The sequence below is a fragment of the Rosenbergiella metrosideri genome (assembly GCF_022602565.1).
GTDB lineage: Bacteria > Pseudomonadota > Gammaproteobacteria > Enterobacterales > Enterobacteriaceae > Rosenbergiella > Rosenbergiella metrosideri.
This window is the reverse complement of the sequence record NZ_JALBCV010000012.1, coordinates 18,239-44,023: the sequence shown is the minus strand read 5'-3', so window position 1 is coordinate 44,023 and position 25,785 is coordinate 18,239. Positions and strand designations below refer to the sequence as shown.

19 protein-coding genes and 1 pseudogene are annotated in these 25,785 nt (G+C 50.2%); 17 read left to right on the top strand and 3 right to left on the bottom strand.

What is annotated here, in order from left to right:
- The first annotated feature begins 71 nt into the window (after positions 1-71).
- From MKR94_RS11915 to lplT, 7 genes are all read left to right on the top strand, one after another.
- On the top strand, positions 72-1,805 hold the full coding sequence (locus MKR94_RS11915) for a penicillin-binding transpeptidase domain-containing protein (protein ID WP_241647107.1): 1,734 nt from the start codon (positions 72-74) through the stop codon (positions 1,803-1,805).
- Between the two features lie 209 nt (positions 1,806-2,014).
- Positions 2,015-3,241, top strand: a complete 1,227-nt coding sequence (locus MKR94_RS11910; protein ID WP_241647106.1) for an efflux RND transporter periplasmic adaptor subunit — start codon at positions 2,015-2,017, stop codon at positions 3,239-3,241.
- Entirely contained in the window at positions 3,241-6,438 is a 3,198-nt protein-coding gene (locus MKR94_RS11905) for an efflux RND transporter permease subunit (RefSeq protein WP_241647105.1), read from the top strand. Before MKR94_RS11910 ends, MKR94_RS11905 begins: the two co-directional genes overlap by 1 nt.
- Positions 6,435-9,539 carry an efflux RND transporter permease subunit gene (locus MKR94_RS11900; protein ID WP_241647104.1) on the top strand — a complete coding sequence of 1,035 codons (3,105 nt, stop codon included), beginning with the start codon at positions 6,435-6,437 and terminating at the stop codon, positions 9,537-9,539. Before MKR94_RS11905 ends, MKR94_RS11900 begins: the two co-directional genes overlap by 4 nt.
- Complete coding sequence (locus MKR94_RS11895; protein ID WP_241647103.1) at positions 9,536-10,933, top strand: efflux transporter outer membrane subunit; 1,398 nt, start codon at positions 9,536-9,538, stop codon at positions 10,931-10,933. Before MKR94_RS11900 ends, MKR94_RS11895 begins: the two co-directional genes overlap by 4 nt.
- 122 nt (positions 10,934-11,055) lie before the next feature.
- On the top strand, positions 11,056-13,218 hold the full coding sequence (aas, locus tag MKR94_RS11890; protein WP_241647102.1) for a bifunctional acyl-ACP--phospholipid O-acyltransferase/long-chain-fatty-acid--ACP ligase: 2,163 nt from the start codon (positions 11,056-11,058) through the stop codon (positions 13,216-13,218).
- Between the two features lie 2 nt (positions 13,219-13,220).
- Positions 13,221-14,414: a lysophospholipid transporter LplT gene (gene lplT, locus MKR94_RS11885; protein WP_241647101.1), complete on the top strand. Its 1,194-nt coding sequence runs from the start codon at positions 13,221-13,223 to the stop codon at positions 14,412-14,414.
- A gap of 9 nt (positions 14,415-14,423) precedes the next feature.
- Here the strand turns inward: lplT and MKR94_RS11880 are convergent, their stop codons facing one another.
- The 3 genes from MKR94_RS11880 to mutH form a co-directional block, all read right to left on the bottom strand.
- The gene (locus MKR94_RS11880) at positions 14,424-15,464 is read right to left on the bottom strand and encodes an NADP(H)-dependent aldo-keto reductase (RefSeq protein ID WP_241612882.1); all 1,041 of its coding nucleotides are present in this window, start codon (positions 15,462-15,464) and stop codon (positions 14,424-14,426) included.
- Between the two features lie 12 nt (positions 15,465-15,476).
- Entirely contained in the window at positions 15,477-15,695 is a 219-nt protein-coding gene (locus MKR94_RS11875; protein ID WP_241647100.1) for a YgdI/YgdR family lipoprotein, read from the bottom strand.
- Positions 15,696-16,022: 327 nt separating this feature from the next.
- Positions 16,023-16,700, bottom strand: a complete 678-nt coding sequence (gene mutH / locus MKR94_RS11870; protein ID WP_241647099.1) for a DNA mismatch repair endonuclease MutH — start codon at positions 16,698-16,700, stop codon at positions 16,023-16,025.
- Between the two features lie 679 nt (positions 16,701-17,379).
- On the opposite strand from mutH, the gene rppH reads away from it, so the two are divergent.
- The 10 genes and pseudogenes from rppH (at position 17,380) to MKR94_RS17195 (ending at position 25,733) form a co-directional block, all read left to right on the top strand.
- Complete coding sequence (gene rppH / locus MKR94_RS11865; RefSeq protein ID WP_048912606.1) at positions 17,380-17,907, top strand: RNA pyrophosphohydrolase; 528 nt, start codon at positions 17,380-17,382, stop codon at positions 17,905-17,907.
- A gap of 3 nt (positions 17,908-17,910) precedes the next feature.
- Positions 17,911-20,166, top strand: coding sequence for a phosphoenolpyruvate--protein phosphotransferase (gene ptsP, locus MKR94_RS11860; RefSeq protein WP_241647098.1), 2,256 nt, complete (start codon positions 17,911-17,913; stop codon positions 20,164-20,166).
- 121 nt (positions 20,167-20,287) lie between these two features.
- Positions 20,288-21,169, top strand: a complete 882-nt coding sequence (gene lgt / locus MKR94_RS11855) for a prolipoprotein diacylglyceryl transferase (RefSeq protein ID WP_241647097.1) — start codon at positions 20,288-20,290, stop codon at positions 21,167-21,169.
- Positions 21,166-21,960, top strand: coding sequence for a thymidylate synthase (gene thyA, locus MKR94_RS11850; protein ID WP_048912602.1), 795 nt, complete (start codon positions 21,166-21,168; stop codon positions 21,958-21,960). Before lgt ends, thyA begins: the two co-directional genes overlap by 4 nt.
- Positions 21,961-22,239: 279 nt before the next feature.
- Positions 22,240-22,950, top strand: a complete 711-nt coding sequence (locus MKR94_RS11845; RefSeq protein WP_277755653.1) for a bacteriorhodopsin — start codon at positions 22,240-22,242, stop codon at positions 22,948-22,950.
- A pseudogene (locus tag MKR94_RS11840) lies at positions 22,947-23,678 on the top strand (Brp/Blh family beta-carotene 15,15'-dioxygenase); the annotation flags it as partial. The gene MKR94_RS11845 and the pseudogene MKR94_RS11840, both read left to right, overlap by 4 nt.
- A gap of 306 nt (positions 23,679-23,984) precedes the next feature.
- Positions 23,985-24,461 carry a prepilin-type N-terminal cleavage/methylation domain-containing protein gene (locus tag MKR94_RS11835; protein ID WP_241647094.1) on the top strand — a complete coding sequence of 159 codons (477 nt, stop codon included), beginning with the start codon at positions 23,985-23,987 and terminating at the stop codon, positions 24,459-24,461.
- Complete coding sequence (locus MKR94_RS11830; protein WP_241647093.1) at positions 24,458-25,009, top strand: prepilin peptidase-dependent protein; 552 nt, start codon at positions 24,458-24,460, stop codon at positions 25,007-25,009. Before MKR94_RS11835 ends, MKR94_RS11830 begins: the two co-directional genes overlap by 4 nt.
- The gene (locus tag MKR94_RS17200; protein WP_422047525.1) at positions 25,010-25,468 is read left to right on the top strand and encodes a DUF2509 family protein; all 459 of its coding nucleotides are present in this window, start codon (positions 25,010-25,012) and stop codon (positions 25,466-25,468) included.
- 7 nt (positions 25,469-25,475) lie between these two features.
- Positions 25,476-25,733 (top strand): hypothetical protein, encoded by a 258-nt coding sequence (locus tag MKR94_RS17195; protein ID WP_422047524.1) that lies wholly within the window; start codon positions 25,476-25,478, stop codon positions 25,731-25,733.
- Positions 25,734-25,785 lie beyond the last annotated feature (52 nt).

Sequence of the window (25,785 nt, the reverse complement as noted above, 5' to 3'; positions counted from 1 at the left end):
CAGACCGAATAACGGCTTTTTGAGGTAAACTACCGATAAATTTATCTTTACTTTAAACCTATCGGACTGCTATGCCCCGGATGAAAAAGAAAACAGGAAAAGACTCAGCTAAATCGCCGTTTAACACATTTCGATTTCGTCTGGTCTGCCTCGGGGTCGTGGCCTGCTTAGGATTGTTACTGTTGCGCGTCGGCGATCTGCAGCTGGTCGACCAACCGATGCTGGAGCACGAGGCTGATCAACGTTCCCTGCGCACAGTGACCTTACCCACCAATCGCGGAACCTTATTAGACCGCAACGGTGAAACCGTTGCCTTGAGCGTCCCGTCCCGCGATATCATCGCTGATCCGTTAAAAATCCTCGAAGCAAACCCTAATTTTTACAGCCCAAAATGGGCCTATCTGGCTAACGCCTTAAATATGCGTCCAGAGCAGTTGGCTAACCTGATCATGGCTAATGCCAAAAAACGTTTCCTCTATCTGGGGCGTAAAGTTGAACTGGGCATCGCGAAAGATATCTCTAGCTTGCATTTGCAAGGCTTAACCTCGGTCTATGACGATAGCCGTTATTACCCGATGGCCGAGGCCGCCGCACCGCTGATTGGTATTGTCGGTGCCGACAACAAAGGCCTGAATGGATTAGAGCACAGTTTCGATACCCTGTTACAAGGGGTACCGGGCAAAGAGAAATACCGCCAAGACCGTCACGGGAATATTATCTCCATGCTCAGCTATCAGCCGCCAACCCAGCCGCCGACAGTGCAATTGAGTATTGATAAATTTATTCAATATACCATGTATTCGAAATTACGTGATGGTGTCGAATTAAATAAGGCGGACTCTGGCGCAGCAGTGATGGTCCGTGTCGATACCGGCGAAGTGTTAGGAATGGCCTCTTATCCTTCCTATAACCCCAATAATTATGAAGGGGCGAATGCCGCACAGATGCGTAACGTGGCGATTAACGACAGTTTTGAACCGGGGTCGACCGTCAAACCCTTAGTCGTTATGGAAGGGTTACAACGTCATTTGGTCCGTCCTGATTCAGTTATCGATACCACGCCTTACACCGTTAATGGCCACTTAATTCGCGATGTCGGCCACTGGCCACGCCTAACCATGACCGGCATCTTACAAAAATCGAGTGATATCGGCGTCTCGCATATCGCCCTCGCGATGCCAGCAGATGTGTTAGTGAATACTTACCGCTCTTTCGGACTTGGTCGCTCGACTGGCTTAGGATTGACCGGAGAGAGCGTGGGCTACTTCCCACTGCATCGTCAACGCTGGGCAGATATTGAGCGGGCTACGTTCTCGTTCGGCTACGGCTTAAGGGTAACCCCGCTACAGATTGCACGCGAATACGCCACACTCGGCTCGTTTGGGCTTTATCGTCCACTGTCGATCACTAAAGTTACGCCGCCAGTTGTCGGCACCCGCGTGGCAGATGAGGACGTGGTGCGCAGCGTGGTGCATATGATGGAGAGTGATGCCTTACCCGGTGGTTCAGGGGTTCGTGCCGCAGTCCCCGGCTATCGCCTCGCGATCAAGACCGGTACGGCCGAAAAAATGGGCAGTAACGGTAAATACGACGGCGGTTATATCAACTACACCGCAGGGGTTGCGCCCGCCAGTCATCCGGTGGTGGCCTTAGTGATTATGATTAACCACCCCACTGCAGGCGACCACTTCGGCGGAAGTGTTGCGGCACCCGTATTCGGCAATATTATTGGTCCAGTATTGAAGCATATGAACATCGCGCCCGATGCCCTCTACACCCCGCAAGATCCTCAAGCGCAACACTAAGCTTTTCGGTAGAGACAGGACGGTCAATGGGCCGTCCTTCTCTTTTTCCGGGAGGAAGTTTACGCTGGCAGAAATATTTTAACGCCTTCCTTACTAATTAATTCTGGCAACTCAGCGTCAGCTTGCTAATAATGAAAGCTACTTTGACCTCCCTGTTGGCCGCTGCGCGACAGAAGGTTGTTTGTGTCTCCTGATGATTAAGAAGAACCATGACCAATACTTCTCAGCGACCGGCGCGTCGCGCTTGGCTCAAAAAACTGGCCATTATTGTTATTATTATTGTGCTGGCAGTGATTGCTTGGCGTCTGTTCTTTACGCACTCTTCATCTTCTTCTGCAGGAGGGCCGCAAGCGGGAAGACATGGGATGGGGCCGGGCATGGGCGCGGGGGCAGCCACTATTGTTCACGCGGTAAATGCCCAGCAAGCCGATGTCCCGGTCTATGTGTCGGCACCGGGCACCGTTATTCCTAATGCCAGCGTAACGGTTACCAGCCGCATCACCGGTCAACTGGATAAGGTGCTCTTCACCGAGGGGCAAAAGGTGACTGCCGGGCAGTTATTGGCGCAGATCGATGACCGCGATTATCAAGCCACCTTAGCACAGTACCAAGGCGCCTTAGCAGAGAACCAAGCGCTGCTCAAGAACGCCGAGTTAACCTTAGCGCGTTACCGTAAGCTTTACGCTCAGGACTCCCTCTCTAAGCAAGATTTGGAAAGCCAGATTGCGACGGTTGGCCAGTACCGCGGTACCGTGCAGCAAGATATCGCTCAGATTAACAATGCGAAGGTGAGTATTAGTTATGCACGGATCACCGCGCCAGTCACCGGAAGGGTTGGCTTGCGTCTGGTCGATGCGGGTAACTTAGTGCAGAGTGGCGATACCACCGGCATTGTCACCATTACCCAGATGCAACCGGCAGCGGTCACCTTTAGCGTGCCACAAAGCTATGTGGGACAACTCGCCAGCAAGTTACATCAGGGCCAAGCCTTACCGGCAACAGCACTCGATCAAGACGGTTCGACGGTGTTGGCACAGGGTGAGGTTCGCTTTATTAGCAATACCATCGATACCAGTACGGGGAGCGTCGCGCTGAAAGCGATGTTTGCAAACCAAAATGAGGCGCTATTCGCCAATCAGTTTGTCAACTTACGCCTGCAAATCGACCTATTAAAACAGGCAACGGTGGTGTCGACTCAAGCGATTCAGCTAAGTAGTGATGGTAGCTTCGTGTTTATTATCAAACCGGATAATACCGTGGTGCGCCAAGCCGTGAAGACCGGGCCGCTATTTGGTGATGACCAGCAAGTCATTCTGTCTGGAGTGAAACCTGGCGATAGATTAGTCTCTGATGGCATTGACCGACTAACGACCGGAAGTAAGGTCACGGTGGCCGATGCAAAAGCGACACAGTCGGCAGAAAACAAGGCTGAGTAATGAATCCATCTCGTCTCTTTATCCAACGACCGGTAGCCACCGTCTTATTAATGGTGGCCGTACTGCTATCGGGCATCTTTGCTTATCGATTCTTATCGGTCTCGGCGTTACCCCAAGTTGATTACCCTACGATTCAGGTCACCACGCTCTACCCAGGGGCCAGCCCGGAAGTCATGTCCACCTCGGTGACGGCGCCGCTAGAGCGTGAGTTAGGCGAGATGAGTGGCTTAAGTGCCATGACATCAAGCTCATCTTCCGGTTCCTCACTGATCACGCTGCGCTTCGGTTTATCCACCTCACTTGATGTGGCGGAGCAAGAAGTGCAAGCGGCGATCAACTCGGCGAACAGTTTACTGCCCAGTGATCTGCCTAATCCGCCGACCTATAAAAAGGTTAATCCAGCGGATACGCCGGTGGTAACCATCGCGGCAACCTCCGACACGCTGTCGCTGACGCGAGTACAAGACTTATTAAATACCCGGGTAGCACTTAAACTCTCGCAGATTTCAGGCGTTGGATTAGTAAGCTTAGACGGTGGTAATAAACCGGCGATCCGTATTCAGTTAAACCCAACGGCCCTTGCTGCCCATAACCTCACCTTAGAAGAAGTGAACACTGTGGTCGGGAACAGCAACGTCAATGGCTCTAAAGGTGGCTTTGACGGTAAGTTCCATTCGGTCACCATCGATGCAAACGACCAACTGCGCACCCCTGAAGAGTACGCTAACCTGATCATCACTTGGCAGAATGGCGCGGCGCTGCGGTTAAAAGATATCGCCACTATTACTCAAGGGGCTGAGAACACCTTCCAATCGGCTTGGGCTGATAATCATCCGGCAATCATTATGAACGTACAGCGACAACCCGGCGCTAACGTCATTCAGGTGGTGGATGATATTAAGGCGCAGTTACCGAAACTCCAGCAGACTTTACCTGACGGGGTAAAACTCCAGATTGTCGCGGACCGTACTCAAACCATCCGGGCCTCGATCAGTGATGTCCAATTTGAGATGGTGCTGTCGATTGCCTTAGTGGTGATGGTGACGTTCCTGTTTCTACGCAATATCGCGGCGACGCTGATCCCAAGTGTTGCGGTACCGCTCTCGCTGATTGGGACCTTCGGCGTGATGTACCTCCTTGGCTTTAGCCTTAATAACCTCTCGTTGATGGCGTTAACTATCGCCACGGGCTTCGTTATTGATGATGCGATAGTGGTGGTGGAGAATATTTCTCGACGTCTGGAAGAGGGCGAGTCGCCGATGCAGGCGGCGCTAAAGGGATCGCAACAGATCGGTTTCACCATTATCTCATTAACGTTCTCGTTAATCGCCGTGCTGATCCCGCTGCTGTTTATGGGCGATGTCGTGGGCCGTTTATTCCGTGAGTTTGCAATTACGCTTGCGGTATCGATATTGGTCTCGATGTTTGTCTCCTTAACCCTGACGCCAATGCTCTGCGCTTACTTACTGAAGCACACGCCTCCCGAGCAACAGTCACGCTTCGCGCAGAAAGGCGAGCAATGGTTTGAGAAGATTGTGCAGGGTTATGACCGATTACTCAGCGTGGTGTTGAATCATCAGAAGTTGACGCTATTGGTGGCGGTCGGCACCTTTGTGCTGACGGCGTTACTCTATCTGGTTGTACCGAAAGGCTTCTTTCCACAACAAGATACCGGCATGATCCAAGGTATTACCATTGCCTCGCAAGATGTGTCGTTCCAAGAGATGGCGAAACGGCAAAAGCAACTAGCCGCGATCATCCTTAAGAACGACAATGTTGATGCCTTAACCTCGACCATCGGTATTGATGGGACAAATACCAGCCTAAATAGTGGGCACTTACAAATTACGCTGAAATCTTTCGAGGACCGCAGCGAGCGGGCCGATAAGGTGATCACCGAATTAAAACAGGCGGCTAAACAGGTACCGGGGATTCAGTTGTACTTACAGTCGTCGCAAGACTTAACCGTCAACGACCAAGTGACGCCTAACCAATACCAATTTACCCTAACCGATCTCAGTAGTGAAAACTTAGTGAAGTGGACGCCTCAATTAATCGCGGCGCTTGCCAAACGGCCAGAATTTAGCGATGTGGTGAGCAACCTGCAGGATCAAGGCCGCATTGCCTATGTCGATTTAGACCGTGATAAGGCATCGCGGTTAGGGATCACTGCGTCGGACGTCGATACGGCACTGTACAACGCCTTCGGCCAACGCTTGATCTCGACGATATTTACCCAGTCTAACCAGTATCGGGTAGTCCTAGAGGTGGCACCAAAATACCAGCAAACCCCCGCTTCCTTGGATGATATTTGGCTGAAAAGCTCGGTGACCTCTAACAGTGCCGCCAGCAGCAGTACGTCGAGTAGCACAAGTTCTAGCACTAGCACTAGCACTAGCACGACCTCGACCTCGACCGAGAGTGGTATGGTCAAATTGACTGCGGTGGCGACGGTGCATCAACGCCTCGGTTCGCTGATGAATATGCGCCTTAATCAATATCCGGCGGTGATGGTCTCCTTCAATTTAGCGGACGGTTACTCGATCGAGGAGGCTCAGCAAGCCATCAATGAGGTGAGCCAACAGCTTGCTCTGCCAGACAGTATCTCCTTGCAGTACCAAGGTGAGGCCTCTTCGTTCCAAAGTGCCACCAGTAACACATTGTGGTTGATTCTCGCGGCACTGCTGACCATGTACCTGGTGTTGGGGATCCTCTATGAAAGCTTTATTCATCCGGTCACCATCCTCTCGACCCTGCCTTCGGCGGCGATTGGTGCGCTATTGGCACTGCTGCTGAGTGGCAGTGAATTCAGTTTGATTGCGCTGATAGGGGTGATCCTGCTGATTGGTATCGTGAAGAAAAATGCGATTATGATGATCGATTTCGCCCTGCAGGCGGAGCATGAACAGCATCTATCGCCGCGTGATGCGATTCACCAAGCCTGTTTACTGCGTTTTCGTCCGATTTTAATGACCACCATGGCGGCATTGCTGGGGGCATTACCCCTAATGTTAGCCAGTGGTTCGGGTGCCGAGTTGCGTCAGCCTCTAGGACTAGTGATTGTCGGCGGGTTAATTGTCAGCCAAGTCCTAACGCTTTTCTCGACGCCAGTCATCTACCTCTGGTTCGATCACTGGTCTGAACGTGGACGCCGTTTTATTGCAAGGAAACAACAACGTCGTCGGGATGAACGATGAACATTACGCGCTTATTTATATTCCGCCCGGTCGCGACATTATTGCTGACCGCGGCGTTGGTACTGCTGGGTTTTTTAGGCTATCGGCTCTTACCGGTGGCACCCTTACCTCAGGTCGACTTCCCGACCATTATGGTCTCGGCAAGCTTACCGGGGGCCAGCCCTGAAACCATGGCGGCTACAGTGGCCACGCCGCTAGAGCGGGCGTTAGGGCAGATTGCTGGGGTGTCAGAGATGACCTCCAGTAGCTCGCAAGGGTCGACTCGGGTCGTGCTACAGTTCGATCTGGATCGTGATATTAACGGTGCCGCCCGTGATGTGCAGGCAGCGATTAATGCATCACGTAGCCTACTGCCAAGCAGCATGCCGTCGTTACCAACCTACCGTAAAGCCAACCCTTCGGATGCACCGATCGTCTTACTGGCGCTCACCTCGAAAACGCGTACCGCAGGCCAACTGTACGATATTGCTGAGAGTAAAATCGAGCAAGTCCTGGCGCAGGTGAGTGGGGTCGGTGAAGTCTCGCTGATGGGCAGTGCCTTACCGGCCGTGCGTATTGATCTCCAACCCAATAAGCTGACGCAGTATGGCGTTTCCTTGGACGAAGTGCGTAAAGCGGTTGCCAATAGCACCTCGAATCTACCGAAGGGGATTATTCAAGGCCCGCACCTCTCTTGGGCGATTGACGGAAACAGTCAATTAGATAAAGCTGCGCTCTATCAGGATCTGATCATCCGTTATCAGGGGGGTAAAGCATTACGTCTAAAGGACGTGGCGACCATCTATGACGGGGTACAAGATAAGTATGTCGGCGGTGCACTAAATGGTAACCCTGCGGTGATGCTCGGGGTGACTCGGCAAGCGGGTGCCAATATGTTGGTGACCATCGACGAGATTAAAGCCAAGCTGCCGCAACTGCGTGAACAATTACCGGCGGATACCTCCTTACAGCTGGTGTTAGACCGATCGCCCAATGTCCGCTCGTCCCTTTACGAAACCGAAGAGACCTTACTGGTTGCGGTGATGCTGGTGGTTGCCGTAGTGTTTATCTTCCTACGAGATTGGCGTTCGGTTTTAATCCCGGCGTTAGCGCTGCCGGTATCGCTAATCGGCACTTGCATCTTTATGTACCTGCTCGGGTATAGCCTTGATAACTTATCGCTGATGGCCTTGATCATCGCCACCGGCTTTGTGGTCGACGATGCGATAGTGGTCTTGGAAAATATCATACGGCATATCGAAGAGGGATTGAGTCCGGTACGGGCAGCGATCCGTGGCGCCAAGGAGGTGAGCTTTACGGTGCTTTCGATGACCGCCTCGCTGATTGCCGTTTTTATTCCTATTCTCCTGATGGGCAGTATTGTTGGGCGGCTATTTAGGGAGTTCGCAGTCACCTTATCGATCTCATTAGTCATTTCGATGTTTGTCTCGCTCAGTCTGACCCCTATGCTCTGCGCACGCTTACTTAAACGTCGCCCGCCGGTGACGCATCGTCCCCATCCGGTTTTCCAATGGATTGAAGGTCGATTAACCGCGTTATTAGCGCTGTATAGCCGTGGATTGAAGTGGGTACTTGCCCACCAGAAAATAACCATGCTCGGCCTGCTGGCGACAGTGTTATTAAATTTCTATCTGTTTACCGTGGTACAGAAAGGCTTCTTCCCTGACCAAGATACCGGAATGTTGATGGGGATGGTCAGGGCTGACCAGAGTGTCTCGTTTGAGGCGATGACACCGAAGGTCAATCAATTTACCCAGCTGATCTTACATGACCCTGATGTCGATGCGGTAATGTCTTCGCGCGGCGGTGGCATGTTTGGCTCGCGCAGTTCAGCGACGTTCTTTGTGAAACTCAAATCCCTCGATCAGCGCAAGGCATCCGCGACCGAAATCGCTAACCGCCTCAGTATGAAAGGCAGTCAGATTGCTGGCGCACAGATGTTCTTAATGGCGGCGCAAGATTTACGAGTCGGCGGCCGCAGTGCCAATGCCTCCTACCAATACAGCTTACAGGCGGATGATCTGGCGCTATTACGCGAATGGACGCCAAAAGTGCAGAAGGCATTTAGCGCCTTACCGCAATTGACCAGTGTCGACTCCGATTCGCAAACCGGTGGTCAGGAGGTGATGATCACCATTGATCGCGATGCGGCAATGCGCCTTGGTGTTGACGTCAACATGTTGGACACTATGCTGAATAATGCTTTCAGTCAGCGGCAAATTGCGACCATCTATAAAACCTTAAATCAGTATAAAGTAGTGATGATGTTGCAAAGTAGCAACACGCAGGATGCGAGTGAGCTGTCAAAGATCTATGTGCTTAACGACGAGGGTGACCGTATTCCGCTTTCCGCTATTGCCAAGTTCAGTGGAGCCAATGCGCCGTTATCGGTGGCGCACCAAGGGCAGTCGGCGACCAGTACCATCGCGTTTAACTTAGCTGATGGCGTCTCGCTCGAACAAGCACAGGCGTTGATCAAGCAGACGATGGCGAAGCTTGGTGTACCCGATACCATTGCCGCCAGTTTCCAAGGAACAGCGCAAGCCTTTAGCCAATTAACGGCGACCTTACCTTGGTTGATCCTCGCGGCCTTGGCGGCGGTCTATATCGTCCTGGGGATGTTATATGAGAGCTATATTCATCCGCTGACGATCTTATCGACGCTGCCCTCTGCCGGAGTCGGGGCATTGTTATTGTTAATCTTAACTAATACTCAGCTGACGGTTATCGCGCTGATCGGCATTATCTTACTGATTGGTATTGTGAAAAAGAACGCCATAATGTTGATCGATTTCGCGCTGGATGCCGAGCGCCGTGGGATGACGCCGCAACAAGCGATCACCGAAGCCTGCCTAAAGCGCTTTCGTCCGATTATGATGACCACCTTAGCGGCATTTTTCGGTGCGCTACCAATGGCATTAGGGAGTGGCGGTGATGCTGACCTCCGAAGCCCGCTGGGGATTGCGATTGCCGGTGGCTTGGCACTCAGTCAGCTCTTAACACTCTTTACCACGCCAGTGGTGTATCTATGGCTAGACAAAGTGAGTCAGGTGACTCGTCAACGCTGGCACCGTTTTCGTCATTCAGGAAAAGCGTCATGAAAGTAGCTTTTAAAATCTCGACCCTCAGTATGATGCTGATGCTCACCGGGTGTATGGTCGGCCCAGACTATCATCGTCCCACGCAGTCTATGCCGCTGGCGTTTAAAGAAGCTAAAGGGTGGCAGCAAGCACAGCCACAGGATAGCGTGCAGAAAGGGGCGTGGTGGCAGGTCTATCAAGACCCGCAGCTGAATCAGTTACTCTCGCAAGTGGCAGTCTCCAACCAAAACGTCGCGATGTATGCGGCACAATATCGGCAAGCTTTGGCGCTTACCGATCAAGCCACGGCTAATCTCTATCCAACAGTCACCGGCACAGTCCAATCGACGCGCAGTGGCAGCACCAGCTCGGGTCAACGCGCCACCAGCAATAGCCACTCGGCACAGCTTAGTGCCAGCTGGGAGCTGGACTTATGGGGTAAATTACGTCGTCAAGCCGCTGAAGATAGAGCAAGCGCGCAGTCAAGCCAAGCCGACTTAGCGAATGCCACCCTCAGTGCACAAAGTACCTTGGCACAAGATTATTTCCAATTACGTATCCTAGACCAGCGTATTGCGCTATATCAGAAAAGTATTGATGCTTACCAAGGCTACTTGCGGATTATCAATAATAAATATCAAGCGGGCAGTGAGAACCGAGCAACGGTTGCTCAAGCGCAGATGCAATTACAGAGCGCACGGTCAACCTTGCTCGGGATTACATGGCAACGGGCGCAGTATGAACACGCCATTGCCACACTGTTAGGGAAAACGCCGGCAGAGTTCTCTTTAGCCGCTGCGCCGCTCACTGCGACGTTACCGAAGATACCGGTAATGGTCCCTTCCAAGCTACTACAGCGCCGTCCGGACATCGCGGTAGCCGAACGCTCGATGGCGGCGGCGAATGAAGCGATTGGGGTCGCGATTGCCGGTTATTTCCCTGATCTCACGCTGAGTGCCTCCGGTGGGACCAGTGCCAGCGAATTGCATAATCTGTTCTCGCTCCCTTATCGGGTTTGGTCACTCGGCCCCGAACTGAGTGGGACGATTTTGGATTTTGGCGCCACTAAAGCCTCCGTGGCCCAAGCACGGGCTGCCTATGATGCGCAAGTGGCCAACTATCGACAAACGGTGTTAACGGCGATGCAGGATGTCGAAGATAACCTCGTTGAACTTAACACGCTCGGTGAGGAGATTATCGCGCAACAAGCCTCGGCCCAAGCGGCGATGATCTCTGCCCAAGTCACCCGTAATCAGTATGATGCCGGGATGATCGACTACCTCGACGTGGCGACCACCGAAAACAGTAGCCTCAGTGAACAACAATCGTTACTGCAGTTACAAAGCCAACAGTGGGTAAGTAGCGTTGCCTTAATTGCCGCCTTAGGCGGTGGTTGGCATGCACCTGAACAGTGATTATCACCATAAGTCATTAAATTAGTTAGTCTATATTTCACGACAAAATTTGTCAGTAGAGTGTTAAACGTGTTTAATCAAAGGTATCGAACTCTGATACCTTTGATCTTTACAGGGAAAATATGTTGCTCAAACTTTTGCGGTGGGTGTGCCAATTCGTCTGGCGAGTTGAAATACAGGGAGAGACATCCTCTTTTACTTCCCAAAAAGTGATTATTACGCCGAATCACGTCTCCTTTCTTGATGGTATCCTTCTTGCTCTTTTCTTACCGGTCAAACCGGTCTTCGCGATAACGGCGACTTATGCAAACCATTGGGCGCTACGTAGGGTTAAGCGCTGGGCCGATGTGGTTGCCTTGGATCCCGCTAGACCGATGACCATGAAGCGCTTAATCAAAGAAGTGAACAGCGGCCGACCGGTTATCATCTTTCCTGAAGGGCGTATTTCCGTTACCGGATCATTGATGAAGATCTATAGCGGGGCCGGTTTTATTGCTGCAAAAACTGCCGCAACGGTTATTCCCATTCGTATCGAGGGCGCTGAATACACGCCGTTTAGTCGCTTACCGGCTAAACGTCGCTTATTCCCTAAAATTCGTCTCTTTATCTTACCGGCGACACATATCCCTATGCCGCAAGCCGCCAAAGCCCGTGAGCGACGCGTGTTAGCGGGTGAGCATCTCGCGCATATCATGCAAGAAGCACGCATGGCTGTCCGCCCGCGTGAAACCTTGTATGAAGCCTTTATCCATGCCGCGCAGCGTTTTGGCTGGTCTCATGGCTGCGTGGATGATATTAATTTTTCCGTTAACAGCTACCGACAGCTGCTTAAGAAAATATTGGGCGTGGCCTGTATCCTAGAAAAACAGACTCAGCCGGGGCACAATATCGGGCTACTGTTGCCCAATAGCGTGGTCACTGTTGCCACCGTCTTAGCGGCGTCCGCACGGGGCCGTGTCCCTGCCATGCTCAACTATTCGGCGGGAAACAGCGGTTTGCATGCGGCTATCAAGGCTGCGGAAATCACTACCATCTTTACCTCCCGCCAGTTCCTCGATAAAGGGAAATTACACTATTTAGTCGAGAATGCGCCGCATGTTCGCTGGCTGTATCTTGAAGACTTAAAAGAGACCCTGACCGGTGAAGACAAGTGGTGGGTGGCTAAACATCTGTTCTTCCCTAAAGCCGCGCAAGTTGCCCAGCAGCCAGAAGACGCCGCCGTAATCCTGTTCACTTCTGGATCTGAAGGTGTGCCGAAGGGCGTGGTACACAGCCATAAAAGTTTGCTTACTAATGTTGAGCAGATTCGTACAGTCGCCGACTTCTTACCACGAGACTGTTTCTTATCTGCCATGCCGCTCTTTCATGCCTTTGGCCTGACAGTCGGCTTACTGTTACCCCTCTCTACCGGCGCTAAAGCCTTTCTCTATCCAAGCCCCTTACATTATCGAGTGATTCCCGAACTGGTCTATGACCAAGACTGCACGGTGTTGTTCGGCACTTCGACGTTCTTAAACTACTATGGTCGCTTTGCCGACGGCTACGACTTCGCACGTTTACGTTATGTGGTCGCCGGGGCGGAGAAGCTACAAGAGAATGTCCGTAAACTTTATGCCGAGAAATTCGGTATCCGTATTTTAGAAGGGTATGGCGCAACAGAATGCGCTCCAGTCTTATCGATCAATCTGCCGATGGCGGCTAAGATTAATACGGTTGGTCGTTTACTGCCCGCCATGGACTTTCGTCTGATCGCGGTACCAGGGATTGAACAAGGCGGCCGTCTTCAGGTACGTGGCCCGAATATTATGAAAGGCTACTTACGCGTGGATAACCCAGGACATATCGAGCCACCTGCCGCGGATAACGGCGAAGGGCAATTCGATGCTGGTTGGTACGATACGGGCGATATTGTCAGCTTCGACCAAGATGGCTTCTGCCGGATCCAAGGTCGGGTGAAACGGTTTGCCAAATTAGCAGGTGAGATGGTTTCACTGGAAAGTGTTGAATCCTTAGTGATGGCGGTCTCTCCTGATAAACAGCATGCGGTGTCGGTAAAAGAGGACGCGCAGAAAGGGGAGGCATTAGTGCTTTTTACCACCGATAGGCAATTGCAACGCGACGCATTATTGAGTGAAGCTAAGGCGAAAGGACACAGCGAACTTCTGGTGCCGCGAGATATTCGTGTTGTTGATAATCTACCGGTACTCGGCAGCGGTAAACCCGATTATGTCTCTCTTAAAGCGATGGCAGCAGAGCCAGCGCGTTCACATTCTCAAAATGGGTAACAATGAAATTATCTGCAGAATCACCCCTTAATGTACCGGGTATCCGCCCGGTTTTACTGGCGCAATTTTTCTCTGCATTCGGGGATAATGCGCTGCTCTTTGCGACCTTAGCCCTGCTTAAAAATGCCGAGTACCCCGATTGGAGCCAGCCGATCCTCCAAATGGTGTTTGTTATTGCCTACATCGTGTTGGCACCTTTCGTCGGGCACTTTGCGGATCGCTTCTCGAAAGGCCGTGTCATGATGGTGGCGAACAGCATCAAGCTGATTGGCGTGATTGCCATTGGGGTAAACATTAGCCCTTTCCTCGGCTATAGCTTGGTCGGTATTGGCGCAGCGGCCTATTCCCCAGCCAAATATGGCATCTTGGGTGAATTACTGCCGACCAAACAGCTGGTGAAAGGTAACGGGCTTATGGAGGGATCGACCATCGCTGCCATTCTACTCGGCTCGGTTAGCGGGGGTATCTTGGCGGATTGGCATGTCTCTACCGCGCTCTTGGTCTGTGCCATTATCTATGCGCTAGCGGTGATGGCAAACGTGATGATCCCCAAGCTGGAGGCGGCACGGCCGCAGGGCAATTATCATCCGAAACGGTTAGTCGATCAGTTTTTTAAGGCGTGTCGTACTTTATGGCAAGATAAGACCTGCCGCTTTTCATTGATTGGTACCAGCATGTTTTGGGGGGCAGGCGTCACCTTGCGTTTCCTCTTGGTGATATGGGTACCGGTAGCGCTTGGTATTCAAGATAACACTACCCCGACAACGCTTAACGCGATGGTCGCGATAGGGATTGTCGTCGGTGCCTTTGTGGCGGCGAAATGGGTCTCCTTACAGCATGCGGGCAAAGCCTTACCCGCAGGTATTGCGGTAGGATTATTAGTGGTGGTGTTCGCACTGGAAACGCATCTGCTGCCCGCTTACGGTTTATTGGTGTTAGTCGGCATCTTTGGTGGCTTCTTCGTTGTGCCGCTCAATGCGCTCCTTCAAGAGCGTGGGCAACATACGGTGGGAACCGGCAGCGCCATTGCCGTGCAAAACCTAGGAGAGAACAGCGTAATGTTGGCGATGTTAGTGCTCTATAGCGCGGCGATTTGGTTGGGGGCTTCGGCGGTGGTGACAGGTGTCGCCTTCGGCATTTTATTTGCGTTAGCGATCACCTGTTTATGGATGTGGCAGTTAAAACGAAAAGCGTAGCCTTATAAATCAGGGAGCAGGATTAGGAAAACGGCGATGGATCGCCTCAATACCCGCCAACACCTCTTCACTTAGCGTGACCTCATAACTCTCAATATTTTGCTCAAGCTGCGCTAAGGTTGTCGCCCCTAAAAGCGTACTGGCGACGAAAGGCTGTTGCCGAACGTAGGCGAGCGCCATCTGTGAAGGATCTAACTGATGCGCCTGCGCGAGCGCAACGTACTGCGCGATGGCTTGTTCGGTATAGTCGCCGTTATAACGCGTAAAGCGGCTAAACAGCGTGTTACGGGCCTTCTCTGGGCGCTTACCATCAAGGTATTTACCGCTCAATGTACCAAACGCCAAGCAGGAGTAAGCCAGTAACTCGACGCCCTCAAACTGACTGATCTCGGATAAACCAATCTCAAAGCTGCGATTGACCAAGCTGTAGGGGTTTTGAATTGAGACAATACGCGGCAGATCATGCTTTTCTGCGAGGTGAAGATAGCGCATCACTCCCCATGGCGTCTCATTCGACACACCGATATAACGGATCTTTCCCGCGCGAACATGTTCAGACAGTGCATCGAGCGTATCGAGAAGGGTGACAGGCACATTGTCATCGCTGTATTGATATTCAAGCTTACCGAAACAGTTGGTAGGACGCTGCGGCCAATGTAACTGGTAGAGATCCAGATAGTCTGTGTTCAGGCGGGTAAGGCTTGCTTCTAACGCCTGACGGATATTTTTCCGGTCTAATGCCTGCTGTGGGCGGATCGAGGCATCGTTTCCGCGTACCGGCCCGGCCACTTTGCTGGCGAGGACGATCTTGTCACGTTGACCGCTTTTCTTTAACCAGCTACCGATATAGCGTTCTGTGAGGCCTTGGGTCTCTGGGCGCGGGGGCACAGGATACATTTCGGCGGTATCAATCAGATTAATGCCTCGCTCACGGGCATAATCGAGTTGTTGATGAGCATCCGCTTCGCTGTTTTGCTCACCGAAGGTCATGGTACCCAAGCCTAATTGACTGATCTCGAGACTACTATGGGGGATACGGTGATAATGCATGCACAGTCCTTATTATTTTTTAATAATACTGGAAATATCGTCGCTATTGATTTGTGTTGTGTGGCCCCGTTGATCGGTATATTCGACCAGCCCAGTCTCTTTATCGATAATGGGTTTTCCTTCGGTCAGCAGCATTTTTCCATCTTTCGTTGCCATTACGTAATCACTCGAGCAACCACTCAGTAATAGGCTGCCCGTTACGCCGACTAATAATAAAACAACTTTGATCATCTCTTTTCGTCCTCTTTTCGTTAGCGCAACAGTTAAGCGATGATAACGGTTAGCATAAACCAGAATTGTCTGCATTCCTCTGAACAAGCGGTGAGGGAGCGCAATACCTGTCAGGGCGGGTCACAATGCTATCGAGTATAGTGACCTAATTACTTGAAATATAATTAAAATAATATTAGGTGCCAAGAGAGGGCACGCGCGATAAAAACGTAAAGAGATATGTCTTACTGACTCACGATAATGCGATTAGAAAGAGAATTATTACGCTTACACATCAGTAAGCTAAAGCCAAATGGCCTATTTGGCAAGTCTGAGTGACGTGGCAAATTATCCAAAATGTCGGGCGAGTAACGGCGCCGTGAAACGTTTCTTTAGATAAAAGCCACGGGGGAGCGTGAGGATCCTCTCACCAGTAGGCCCGATCGCTTCGGTCAGCGCGCGGTTGTTGGCGGCTTTAGGGCGAATCTGTAAATATTCCCCTTGGCGGGCTGTGATTGCCTCAACACGCCCTAGCGCAATCATCTCCATAAGCTCTTCCCAATCGGCTTCAAGCTGCTTATCTTCTTGCTCGGAGGGCTGCCACAGTAGCGGAGCACCAATGCGGCGCTCGGCCAGCGGAATATGTCGCTCACCTTCTATTGGGATCCACAAGACTTTGGCAAGCTTTTGGCGAACGTGGCTATGCTGCCACGTGACACCGATATTCCCAGTTAATGGCGCGACGCAGACAAAGGTGGTTTCCAGAGGCTCGCCGCGAGCATTGATTGGAATGGTTTTTAATTCGATTCCGAGGTGAGCAAAGTCCTGCTCCGCTTTACTGCCAGCCTGTGCGCCTAATGCCAACTCGATAAGGTTACCGACCCATCCTTTGTTACGTTGCAGATTTGCAGGCACCTTTATATGCCGTTCAACCGCGACTTCCGCAAAGGTTTTTCCCGCGATCTGTTGTGCACGGCGCAGCAGCTCGGCTTCGGATTCGGGAGGTGATAAGTAAGCAATAGACATCGTTCACTCTTTGTATGAAAAGTAACCAAGGGTGAGTTGGGTTGTGTGGCCGCGTTGACTCAACCAATAGATTGCGAATAATAGCATGAAAAACCATGGTTTTTTAAACTTAACCCCTGAGTAGTTTAAGGAATTTTATGAGGTTATCCCAGTTTCACGGGATTCATAAACAGGTTTGTCACCCTACTTATCCACAGAAAAATTGGATAACTCCGGTAATTTTAGAGTACTGTTTCTATTTACAGCCTTGACAGCAGGGTTTGTTCAGTTTTTTTTCGACTTATGCGTAACATTCAGGCATGTTCTGTGGATAATTTATGAAACGGTTAATTTTTAACCTATGTGTTAAGTGCAGTTGAATCAATACCCGAAAAACCTGATAAAATGTTGTTTATAAACCTGATAACTTCATGTAATTTAAGGTCTTTATAAATTCAAATTAGTCAGCCTAAAAGGGGGGGTAAAAATGATTATTCAATTGAATCCCATCTTTTTCACAAAGCTATCCACAGAAAAGGTGAATAAAATAGGTTAACTCTGTGGTTATTTGTTCATAACTTTACTTTTATCCCTTAGTTATCCCACTAACGCGAGTAATTTTTGGCGTAAGGCAATGGTTTACCGCCCGAGTGGAGTGTGAAACAATCAGGTTATCTAAAAAGAATATCGAGGTAGTCCAGTGATCGATGATGATGGCTACCGCCCTAACGTGGGTATCGTAATTTGTAATCGTCAAGGACAGGTGCTTTGGGCACGACGATTTGGTCAGCACTCTTGGCAATTTCCGCAGGGCGGGATTAATGCAGGAGAAACCGCAGAGCAGGCGATGTACCGTGAATTATTTGAAGAAGTGGGGTTGCATCGTAAAGATGTCCGTATTCTCGCTTCGACGCGTAATTGGTTGCGCTACAAATTACCCAAACGTTTAGTGCGATGGGATACACGGCCAGTCTGTATTGGCCAAAAGCAGAAATGGTTTCTGCTGCAACTCCAGTGCCAAGATACTGCTGTCAATGTTCAGCGCAGCAGCACCCCGGAATTCGATGGGTGGCGTTGGGTGAGCTTTTGGTATCCGGTCCGTCAGGTGGTCTCGTTTAAGCGGGATGTCTATCGACGGGTAATGAAAGAATTTGCAACATCGTTAATGGCCCAACCGGAAGGGGGAGGGCAGCGTTCGAATTACTCAGGACGGCGTAAAAGGGGATGATCGATGGCACTGAAGCTCACACAGTTACGGGATATTGTTGAAAAAGTCGCGAGTGCTCCGCGGCTCAATGATGCACTTGAAATTCTCGTAAATGAGATTTGCCATACGATGGAAACAGAAGTCTGTTCAATCTATCTGGCGGATCATGAGCGCGGTTGCTATTACCTGATGGCAACGCGCGGCTTAAAAAAGCCCCGCGGCAAAAATATCACCCTCGCCCTTGATGAAGGGATTGTCGGCCTAGTCGGGCGGCTCGCTGAGCCGATTAACTTGGCCGATGCCCCCTCACACCCCAGTTTTAAATATATTCCTTCCGTTAATGAGGAGCACTACCGTGCTTTTCTTGGTGCCCCAATAGTTTCCCGTCGTACCGTTTTAGGGGTACTGGTCGTGCAGCAGCGCGAAACCCGCCAGTATGACGAGAGCGAAGAGTCCTTTTTAGTGACACTGGCCACGCAGGTCGCCACACTCCTCTCGCCCTCACAACTGCGTCAGCTATTTGGCTTGTACCGCCAAAGCCGTCTACAGGGCATTGCTGCTTCCTCTGGGGTGGCGATTGCCCCAGGTTGGGTCGACCAAGTGCAACCGCTGCTAGAGCAAGTAACGCGCGCTTCCGCGTTAGATATTGAGCAAGAGCAAGAGCGCCTACTCTTGGCGATGTCTGAGGCAGGTGAGGAGTTTCGGCGTTACAGCAAACGCTTTTCAGGTAGCGCGCAGAAAGAGAGTGCAGAGATTTTTAACCTCTATTCGCATTTACTGAGCGAACCGCGATTGAAGAAAAGCCTGCTGACGGAAATTGAACAAGGCATTGTGGCAGAGTGGGCAGTTAAAGTTGTTATTGAAAAATTCGCAGCACAGTTTTTGGAACTGAAAGATAACTATCTGCGCGATCGAGCCAATGACTTACGTGAATTAGGCCAACGCTTGCTCTTTCACCTCGATGACTCTTTGCAGGGCAGCAATAGCTGGCCGGAACGCTTTGTCTTAGTTGCCGATGAATTAACCGCGACCTCGCTTGCGGAGATCCCTCAAGATCGTCTTGCAGGTATCGTCGTGCGAGACGGTGCGGCGAACTCGCATGCAGCGATTTTAACCCGCGCCATGGGTATTCCGACCGTTATGGGTGTCGATATCCGACCTGAACAACTCGATAAGCGGCAGCTGATTGTCGACGGTTACCGTGGGGAAGTGCTGATTGAGCCTGAACCGATACTGATTAAAGAGTATCAACGCCTGCTCAAAGAGGAGCACGCGCTCAGCAAGACCGCGGAAACAGCGGCCGAGTTACCTGGCGAATTGAAAAGTGGCGAGCATATCGCCATCATGCTCAACGCGGGATTAAGCGCCGAACTGGAGCTGGATCAAGATAAATGGGTCGAGGGCATTGGTCTGTATCGCACCGAAGTCCCTTTCATGCTGCAAAGTGGTTTTCCTTCAGAAGAGGAGCAAGTGGCGCAGTATCAGGGGATGCTACAGCTATTCCATCAAAAACCGGTCACGCTAAGAACCTTGGATATCGGTGCAGATAAGCAACTGCCGTATATGCCAATCAGTGAAGAAAACCCGGCATTGGGATGGCGCGGTATTCGCTTAACCCTAGATCAACCCGAAATCTTTTTGGTCCAGATCCGCGCGATGTTACGAGCCAATGCCGCGTCGGGTAATTTGCGGATCCTGTTGCCGATGATCACCAGCATCGAAGAGATCGATGATGCGCGCCACCTGATAGATCGCGCAATTTATGAGGTCGAAGAACTACTAGGCTATGAGATCCCCTCGCCAGAAGTCGGTATTATGCTTGAGGTGCCATCGATGATCTTTCTGATCCCACAACTGGCACGCAAGGTCGACTTTATTTCGGTGGGAACCAATGATTTAACCCAATATCTGTTAGCAGTAGACCGTAACAATACGCGGGTGGCGAATTTATATAGCGCCTTGCATCCCGCGGTTTTACAGGCCCTTTATCGCATCATGACGCTGGCGACGCGTGTTAATCTGCCCGTTTACTTATGCGGGGAGATGGCTGGCGACCCAACTTGTGTGCCGTTACTGGTGGGGATGGGCTACCGTCACTTAAGTATGAATGGCAAAAATATTCCTCGGGTAAAATACCTATTACGGCACTTGGAATGTAACGAGACCGAACAACTCGCCGCGCAAGTTTTGCAGTCCAGCACCACCAGCGAAGTCCGCTACCAAATCTCGGTCTTTATGGAACGTCGTGGATTGGGAGGATTGATTCGCGGCGGTCGTTAATACTCGGCTACATTTACTGGCCCGCAATTTTGCGGGCTTATGCTATGATTTCGCCCAACCTATTTGTTCACCCCCTCAAGAATGAGGCACGGGTGATTGATTTAACAACCAATGGTGCAAGATGACTGCGAGCTATCTTAAGTTTCCACAATTTGACCCAGTAATTTTTTCTATCGGTCCAATCTCCCTTCACTGGTATGGGTTGATGTACTTAGTCGGCTTTATTTTTGCCATGTGGTTGGCCACTCGGCGTGCGAATAAGCCCGGCAGTGGCTGGACTAAAACAGAAGTTGAAAATCTTCTTTACGCCGGTTTCTTAGGGGTATTTTTAGGTGGTCGTATCGGTTACGTCTTATTCTATAACTTACCGCTATTCCTCGACAATCCGCTCTACCTGTTCAAGGTCTGGGATGGCGGCATGTCGTTCCACGGTGGGTTGATTGGTGTTATCGTGGTGATGTTAGTTTTTGCCCGCAGAACCAAACGGACTTTCTTCCAAGTTTCTGATTTTATTGCTCCCTTAATTCCTTTTGGCTTAGGCGCAGGCCGCCTAGGTAACTTCATCAATGGCGAGTTATGGGGACGTGTTGACCCGAACTCTTCATGGGCGATGCTATTTCCCGGTTCGCGTGATGAAGATTTGGCCTTAATTCCAAGCCATCCTCAGTGGCAATCTCTCCTCGATACCTATGGCGTACTGCCACGTCACCCTTCACAGCTATACGAATTAGCGTTAGAAGGTGTGGTGCTGTTTATTATTCTGAATCTGTTTATTCGCAAACCGCGTCCAATGGGCAGTGTGTCGGGCTTATTTCTGATAGGCTATGGCGCTTTCCGTATTATCGTCGAGTTTTTCCGCCAGCCTGATGCTCAGCTCGGGTTATTTGGTGGGGTGATCAGCATGGGGCAGATCTTGTCTATCCCGATGATTGTCGCTGGAGTGATAATGATGATTTGGGCGTATAAACGCCAGCCAAAGACTGTAACGAGTGAAGTAAAATGAATCAATATTTGCAACTGATGCAGAAAGTCCTCTCTGAAGGCGCGGTGAAAGACGACCGTACCGGTACCGGCACCTTATCCATTTTCGGCCACCAAATGCGCTTCGATCTGCAACAGGGCTTCCCCTTGGTCACCACGAAAAAATGCCATCTGCGCTCGATTATTCACGAGCTGCTGTGGTTTTTAAAAGGGGACACCAACATTGCTTACCTGAAAGAGAACAAGGTAACGATCTGGGATGAGTGGGCTGACGAGCAGGGCAACTTAGGTCCCGTTTATGGTCAACAATGGCGTAGTTGGCCAGCTGCCGATGGCCGCCACATCGACCAAATTAGTGAAGTGATCCGTCAGATTAAACAGGACCCTGATTCGCGCCGCATCATCGTATCGGCATGGAATGTAGGCGAGTTGGATAAAATGGCGCTGGCACCCTGCCATGCCTTTTTCCAATTCTATGTCGTTAATGGCAAACTCAGTTGCCAGCTCTATCAGCGCTCTTGCGATGTCTTTTTAGGCTTACCCTTTAATATCGCCAGCTATGCGCTACTGGTCCATATGGTCGCTCAGCAGTGTGATCTCGAAGTTGGCGATTTTGTTTGGACAGGGGGCGATACGCACCTCTATTCCAATCACTTAGAGCAAGCACACTTACAATTAAGTCGTGAGCCCCGTGCACTGCCTAAATTGGTCATTAAACGTAAGCCGGACTCTATTTTTGATTACTGTTTTGACGATTTCGAGATAGAAGGCTACGATCCGCACCCTGCGATCAAAGCGCCCGTCGCGATTTAAGTTGCTTATATCGTAGTCGCCGCAACAGAGCAATAAGCACTGAAACCGTAACCTGCTAAGGTTGCGGTTTTTTTTTATAATGCGAAGCCATATTCACAGGCAATTCCTAATCCATAATCGCAAGTAAATCAAGGTAAAGAAGAAGTATTTATTTTTAAGCTGATAGACCTTAAAATTTGCAGAAAACAGAACCCCTCATATACTTACTATTAAGTCATAAACATGATTATCTTTTTATTTTAATCACTTAATATTTTAACTCTATTTGGAGAGGTTTAAATGGACCACGTCCCACTTATCGTAGGTTTTACCATAATGTCGTTATCAACATTATTAATTTATCTTTCTGGAAGAAAAAAAGTATTAATTAAAAATCACGTTATGATGCATGCTATGGTGACTTTTATCGCCGCAACTGCTTATTTAGCGATGGCATTAGGCGTTGGTAATTACCTCTCTAGTAATGGAACAATAATTTATTTCGCTAGATATATCGACTGGTCTATCACTACGCCTATTTTATTAGCAGGCTTGGTAATGATAGCCTTCCAAGAATATGGCCCTCCTGGCCAAATGAATGGATATTTAACAGCGATTATTGGCTTGGATGTTATTATGGTAGTAACCGGTTTATTATCTGCACTTGCCGATACCGCCATGGTAAAAGTAATTTGGTATCTTTGGTCCTGTGTTGCTTTTCTAGGGGTGCTGTTCTTGCTATGGAGACCCTTACGGAAAATTGCCGCCACCCGCACGCTGACTACCGCAGGAGGCTATTATAAAAATATCACCTTATTGACGTTAGTCTGGCTGATTTATCCGGTTGTCTTTCTTATCGGACCGGAAGGCTTGCAGCTCGTAAGTGATGCAGCGTCGGTATGGAGCTTCCTGGTTTTAGACGTTATCGCGAAAGTCTTCTACGCCTTTTACGCAGCAAGAGTATTATCTAAGTCCTCACAAGCTTCGACAATCGATACCACAGCAGTATGATTTACGACTTAGGGCAAAAAAGTGGTTGGGCAGTACTCTATGGGGCAGCGTTAGTAGCCTCATTCTGTCCGATGGGTTATCAGCTGCTTTTTGCCTCGGTGGCAATGGGTTTGTTAGGAATGGCTCATGGGGCGAGCGACTTGGCTATCGTTCGTCCCGAAAAGAAAGGTCTATTTCTCAGTGGCTATCTAGGCCTGATGGCGCTCTGCTTGCTAGGATGGCAACTCTTTCCCGCCAGTGCCTTACCTGTTTTTTTGGTTGCCTCAGCAGGCCACTTTGCGATTGAGGAGCCCCAGGCAAGCGGTTGGCCTAGGCGATTAGCTATAGGGATAGGACTGATCACGCTGCCTGCGGTGTGCTACCTCCGAGAGACCACCGTTTTGCTTAGCTATGCGGGACTCCCCGCGCACTCCCTTGCGCTGGTTATGACAATCATGCAGGGGGTAGGGATACTCTGCGCAGCACAATTATTAATTACCGGCTCTTTGCAAAGAGATTATCGACTCTTCGTGGGCGTGTTATCACTGCTCTTTTTTCCGCCGTTAATCGGTTTTTCGCTAGGCTTTTTAATTCTCCATGCCTTCCCACAAACCTGTGTGCGGCGTCACCTTTTGGGTTGTAACAATTATTATGATTATCTGCGATTAACTTGGCCTATTTTATCTGGCGCATTGCTCTTTTCATTATTAGCGATAATGTTTATTTTGCCTGAGGCACAAAATAACGTGCGGATACTTTTTACCTTACTTACCGCGTTAGCATTACCCCATCTCATTATCACGCCTTTTTTCGAATCGAATAAAAATTAATAGTCAGTTTCTGACGCATTTTATGCTCTATTTTTCGTGAGAGTACTTTTCATTCTGTTATTTAATCGTAAGGGTTAAATCTTCGCAGTGGAATAATTAATTATTTCAGATTAGCTACTCATTTAATTGGAAATAATACCAAGTGATTAATAAATAATTTAATCCTGATCGCAAAATAATCAGGTCTGATCTGTTCGATTGCCGCAACCGGCGTAAGCTCTCCCCATGCGATTATTTTCTCACTCTTCACACGCCGGCTTCACCCTATTAGAGGTGCTGATTGTGCTAGTCATTACTGCGATCTTGACGGGGTTGGGCAGCCAGTCACTTACGCAGTGGCAGTACCGTCAACAGGTTAAGGCCACCGCGAGTGATTTAACCCACTTTTTAAATCGGCTGCGTCAGCAGGCTTATCATTATCACAGGACAATTTCATTTATCCTGTGGTTGGATAATGAAGAATCCTTAGTGAGAGCGGTTAGCGAACCACGGGCAGGGAAGGTCGAGCAGTGGATATGGAAACCCAGTACGCCTCAAGTCAAACTGTTAGCCATGATCGGTCAGCCTCGTTTTTTTGGAAAGCACGGCACCGCCTGGCCGGGGAGTTTTGAAGTCGGAAATGGGGTTACGCGCTGGCGGGTGATTATTTCTGCTCATGGCCGGGTTCGCCACTGCGAGGCTCAGGATAAGGGGTGCCAATGAAGTTGATAACCTCTCATCAAGAAGGCTTTAGTCTGATTGAGAGTCTCATCGCGCTAACGCTTGGGGCGATACTGTTACTCAGCGCTGAACGTTTGTTACCCCTTTTATGGCAACAGTCGGCGGCGATGGAGCAGCGTTACTGGGTACGAGAAGAAATACAGCGCCTTCTCCTGTTAATCGAGAAAGCCGTCCGCCGTGCGGGATTTTGTCAAGGTGATCACTGTGGCGCAGTGAGTATGGAGATAAAGGACGAAGGTAAGTGTTTACTTTTACGCTGGGACGATAACGCCAATGGTCAGTGGGAAGGACCCGGCCATTCACATAGCGACTATTTTGGCTACCGACATCACGGGATGGCGATAGAGTATGCGCGAGGGGGGGCTGATTGTCGCACTGGCCAGTGGTCGCGTTTAACTCAGCCCGCTCAAGTACAGGTGATCGATTTTCGTGTGAAGGCACTCGCTCAGCAGGTTGATATTCAACTAACCCTGAAAGCAGGTAAGTACATACTTAGCCGCCAACATCGAGTTAATCGAGAGAATGATTAGATGAAACGTCTATTACTCTCTTCCGCATCACAAGGCAACGTCACCTTGTTAACGGTTTTATTAACAATGGCATTAGCCAGTGGAGTTTTACGTTTAACGAATGATTCACTTCGATATGGGGCACAGCAGGTCAATGATGAGAAATCGTATTATCAAGCGTTCTATCAAGCTCAGTCAGCGCTGGCTTGGGGTCGCACATACTCGTGGTCGACGGCATCAGGATGGCAATGTCCTTTATCGCCCTCAAACGCTTTTTCTGTTTGTTTCTGGCGAGCGTCGAAAACAGAAGGTTGGTTACGAGGGACTTCCGAAAAAAGTGAGTGGTTACTTTGGCAGAGGGTTATTGTCGATGAGGGACCACCTTTGCGTCTACAGCGACACCCCCGCGGTTGGACTGACGACTGCCCCTTATCCGCCGAGCAGTGCGGCGCACTATTGCCAAGGGATAAGCCTAGTTGAAGTGCTGATGGCCCTAACACTCTTGTCGATCAGTAGCTTACTGATTTTGCACTATATGGGCAGTTTGCAGCGTAGTGAACAGACGCTGTGGCAACGGCGCGAAGTATGGCAGCAATTAGCACAGAAGCTAGAGGGCAGTGAGCAGCCTAGCCGCACCATTGAAGAACAACGAATTGCGGCAATGAACGGTTGCTATTGGCAGCGAGTAACTTGGCAAGACGCGGATCGTTCGCCACAGTCTCTACAGCGTTTACGCTGCCCGTAGAATCGTATCCGCAGGTCGTGATTAAGGGCGAGGCAAGGTATACTGCGGCACT

Excerpts from the sequence above, each read along its gene's own strand:
- MKR94_RS11915 (WP_241647107.1), top strand. The coding sequence starts at position 72 with ATGCCCCGGATGAAAAAGAAAACAGGAAAAGACTCAGCTAAATCGCCG.
- MKR94_RS11910 (WP_241647106.1), top strand. The coding sequence starts at position 2,015 with ATGACCAATACTTCTCAGCGACCGGCGCGTCGCGCTTGGCTCAAAAAA.
- MKR94_RS11905 (WP_241647105.1), top strand. The coding sequence starts at position 3,241 with ATGAATCCATCTCGTCTCTTTATCCAACGACCGGTAGCCACCGTCTTA.
- MKR94_RS11900 (WP_241647104.1), top strand. The coding sequence starts at position 6,435 with ATGAACATTACGCGCTTATTTATATTCCGCCCGGTCGCGACATTATTG.
- MKR94_RS11895 (WP_241647103.1), top strand. The coding sequence starts at position 9,536 with ATGAAAGTAGCTTTTAAAATCTCGACCCTCAGTATGATGCTGATGCTC.
- aas (WP_241647102.1), top strand. The coding sequence starts at position 11,056 with ATGTTGCTCAAACTTTTGCGGTGGGTGTGCCAATTCGTCTGGCGAGTT.
- lplT (WP_241647101.1), top strand. The coding sequence starts at position 13,221 with ATGAAATTATCTGCAGAATCACCCCTTAATGTACCGGGTATCCGCCCG.
- MKR94_RS11880 (WP_241612882.1), bottom strand. The coding sequence starts at position 15,464 with ATGCATTATCACCGTATCCCCCATAGTAGTCTCGAGATCAGTCAATTA.
- MKR94_RS11875 (WP_241647100.1), bottom strand. The coding sequence starts at position 15,695 with ATGATCAAAGTTGTTTTATTATTAGTCGGCGTAACGGGCAGCCTATTA.
- mutH (WP_241647099.1), bottom strand. The coding sequence starts at position 16,700 with ATGTCTATTGCTTACTTATCACCTCCCGAATCCGAAGCCGAGCTGCTG.
- ptsP (WP_241647098.1), top strand. The coding sequence starts at position 17,911 with ATGGCACTGAAGCTCACACAGTTACGGGATATTGTTGAAAAAGTCGCG.
- lgt (WP_241647097.1), top strand. The coding sequence starts at position 20,288 with ATGACTGCGAGCTATCTTAAGTTTCCACAATTTGACCCAGTAATTTTT.
- thyA (WP_048912602.1), top strand. The coding sequence starts at position 21,166 with ATGAATCAATATTTGCAACTGATGCAGAAAGTCCTCTCTGAAGGCGCG.
- MKR94_RS11845 (WP_277755653.1), top strand. The coding sequence starts at position 22,240 with ATGGACCACGTCCCACTTATCGTAGGTTTTACCATAATGTCGTTATCA.
- MKR94_RS11835 (WP_241647094.1), top strand. The coding sequence starts at position 23,985 with ATGCGATTATTTTCTCACTCTTCACACGCCGGCTTCACCCTATTAGAG.
- MKR94_RS11830 (WP_241647093.1), top strand. The coding sequence starts at position 24,458 with ATGAAGTTGATAACCTCTCATCAAGAAGGCTTTAGTCTGATTGAGAGT.
- MKR94_RS17200 (WP_422047525.1), top strand. The coding sequence starts at position 25,010 with ATGAAACGTCTATTACTCTCTTCCGCATCACAAGGCAACGTCACCTTG.
- MKR94_RS17195 (WP_422047524.1), top strand. The coding sequence starts at position 25,476 with ATGGCCCTAACACTCTTGTCGATCAGTAGCTTACTGATTTTGCACTAT.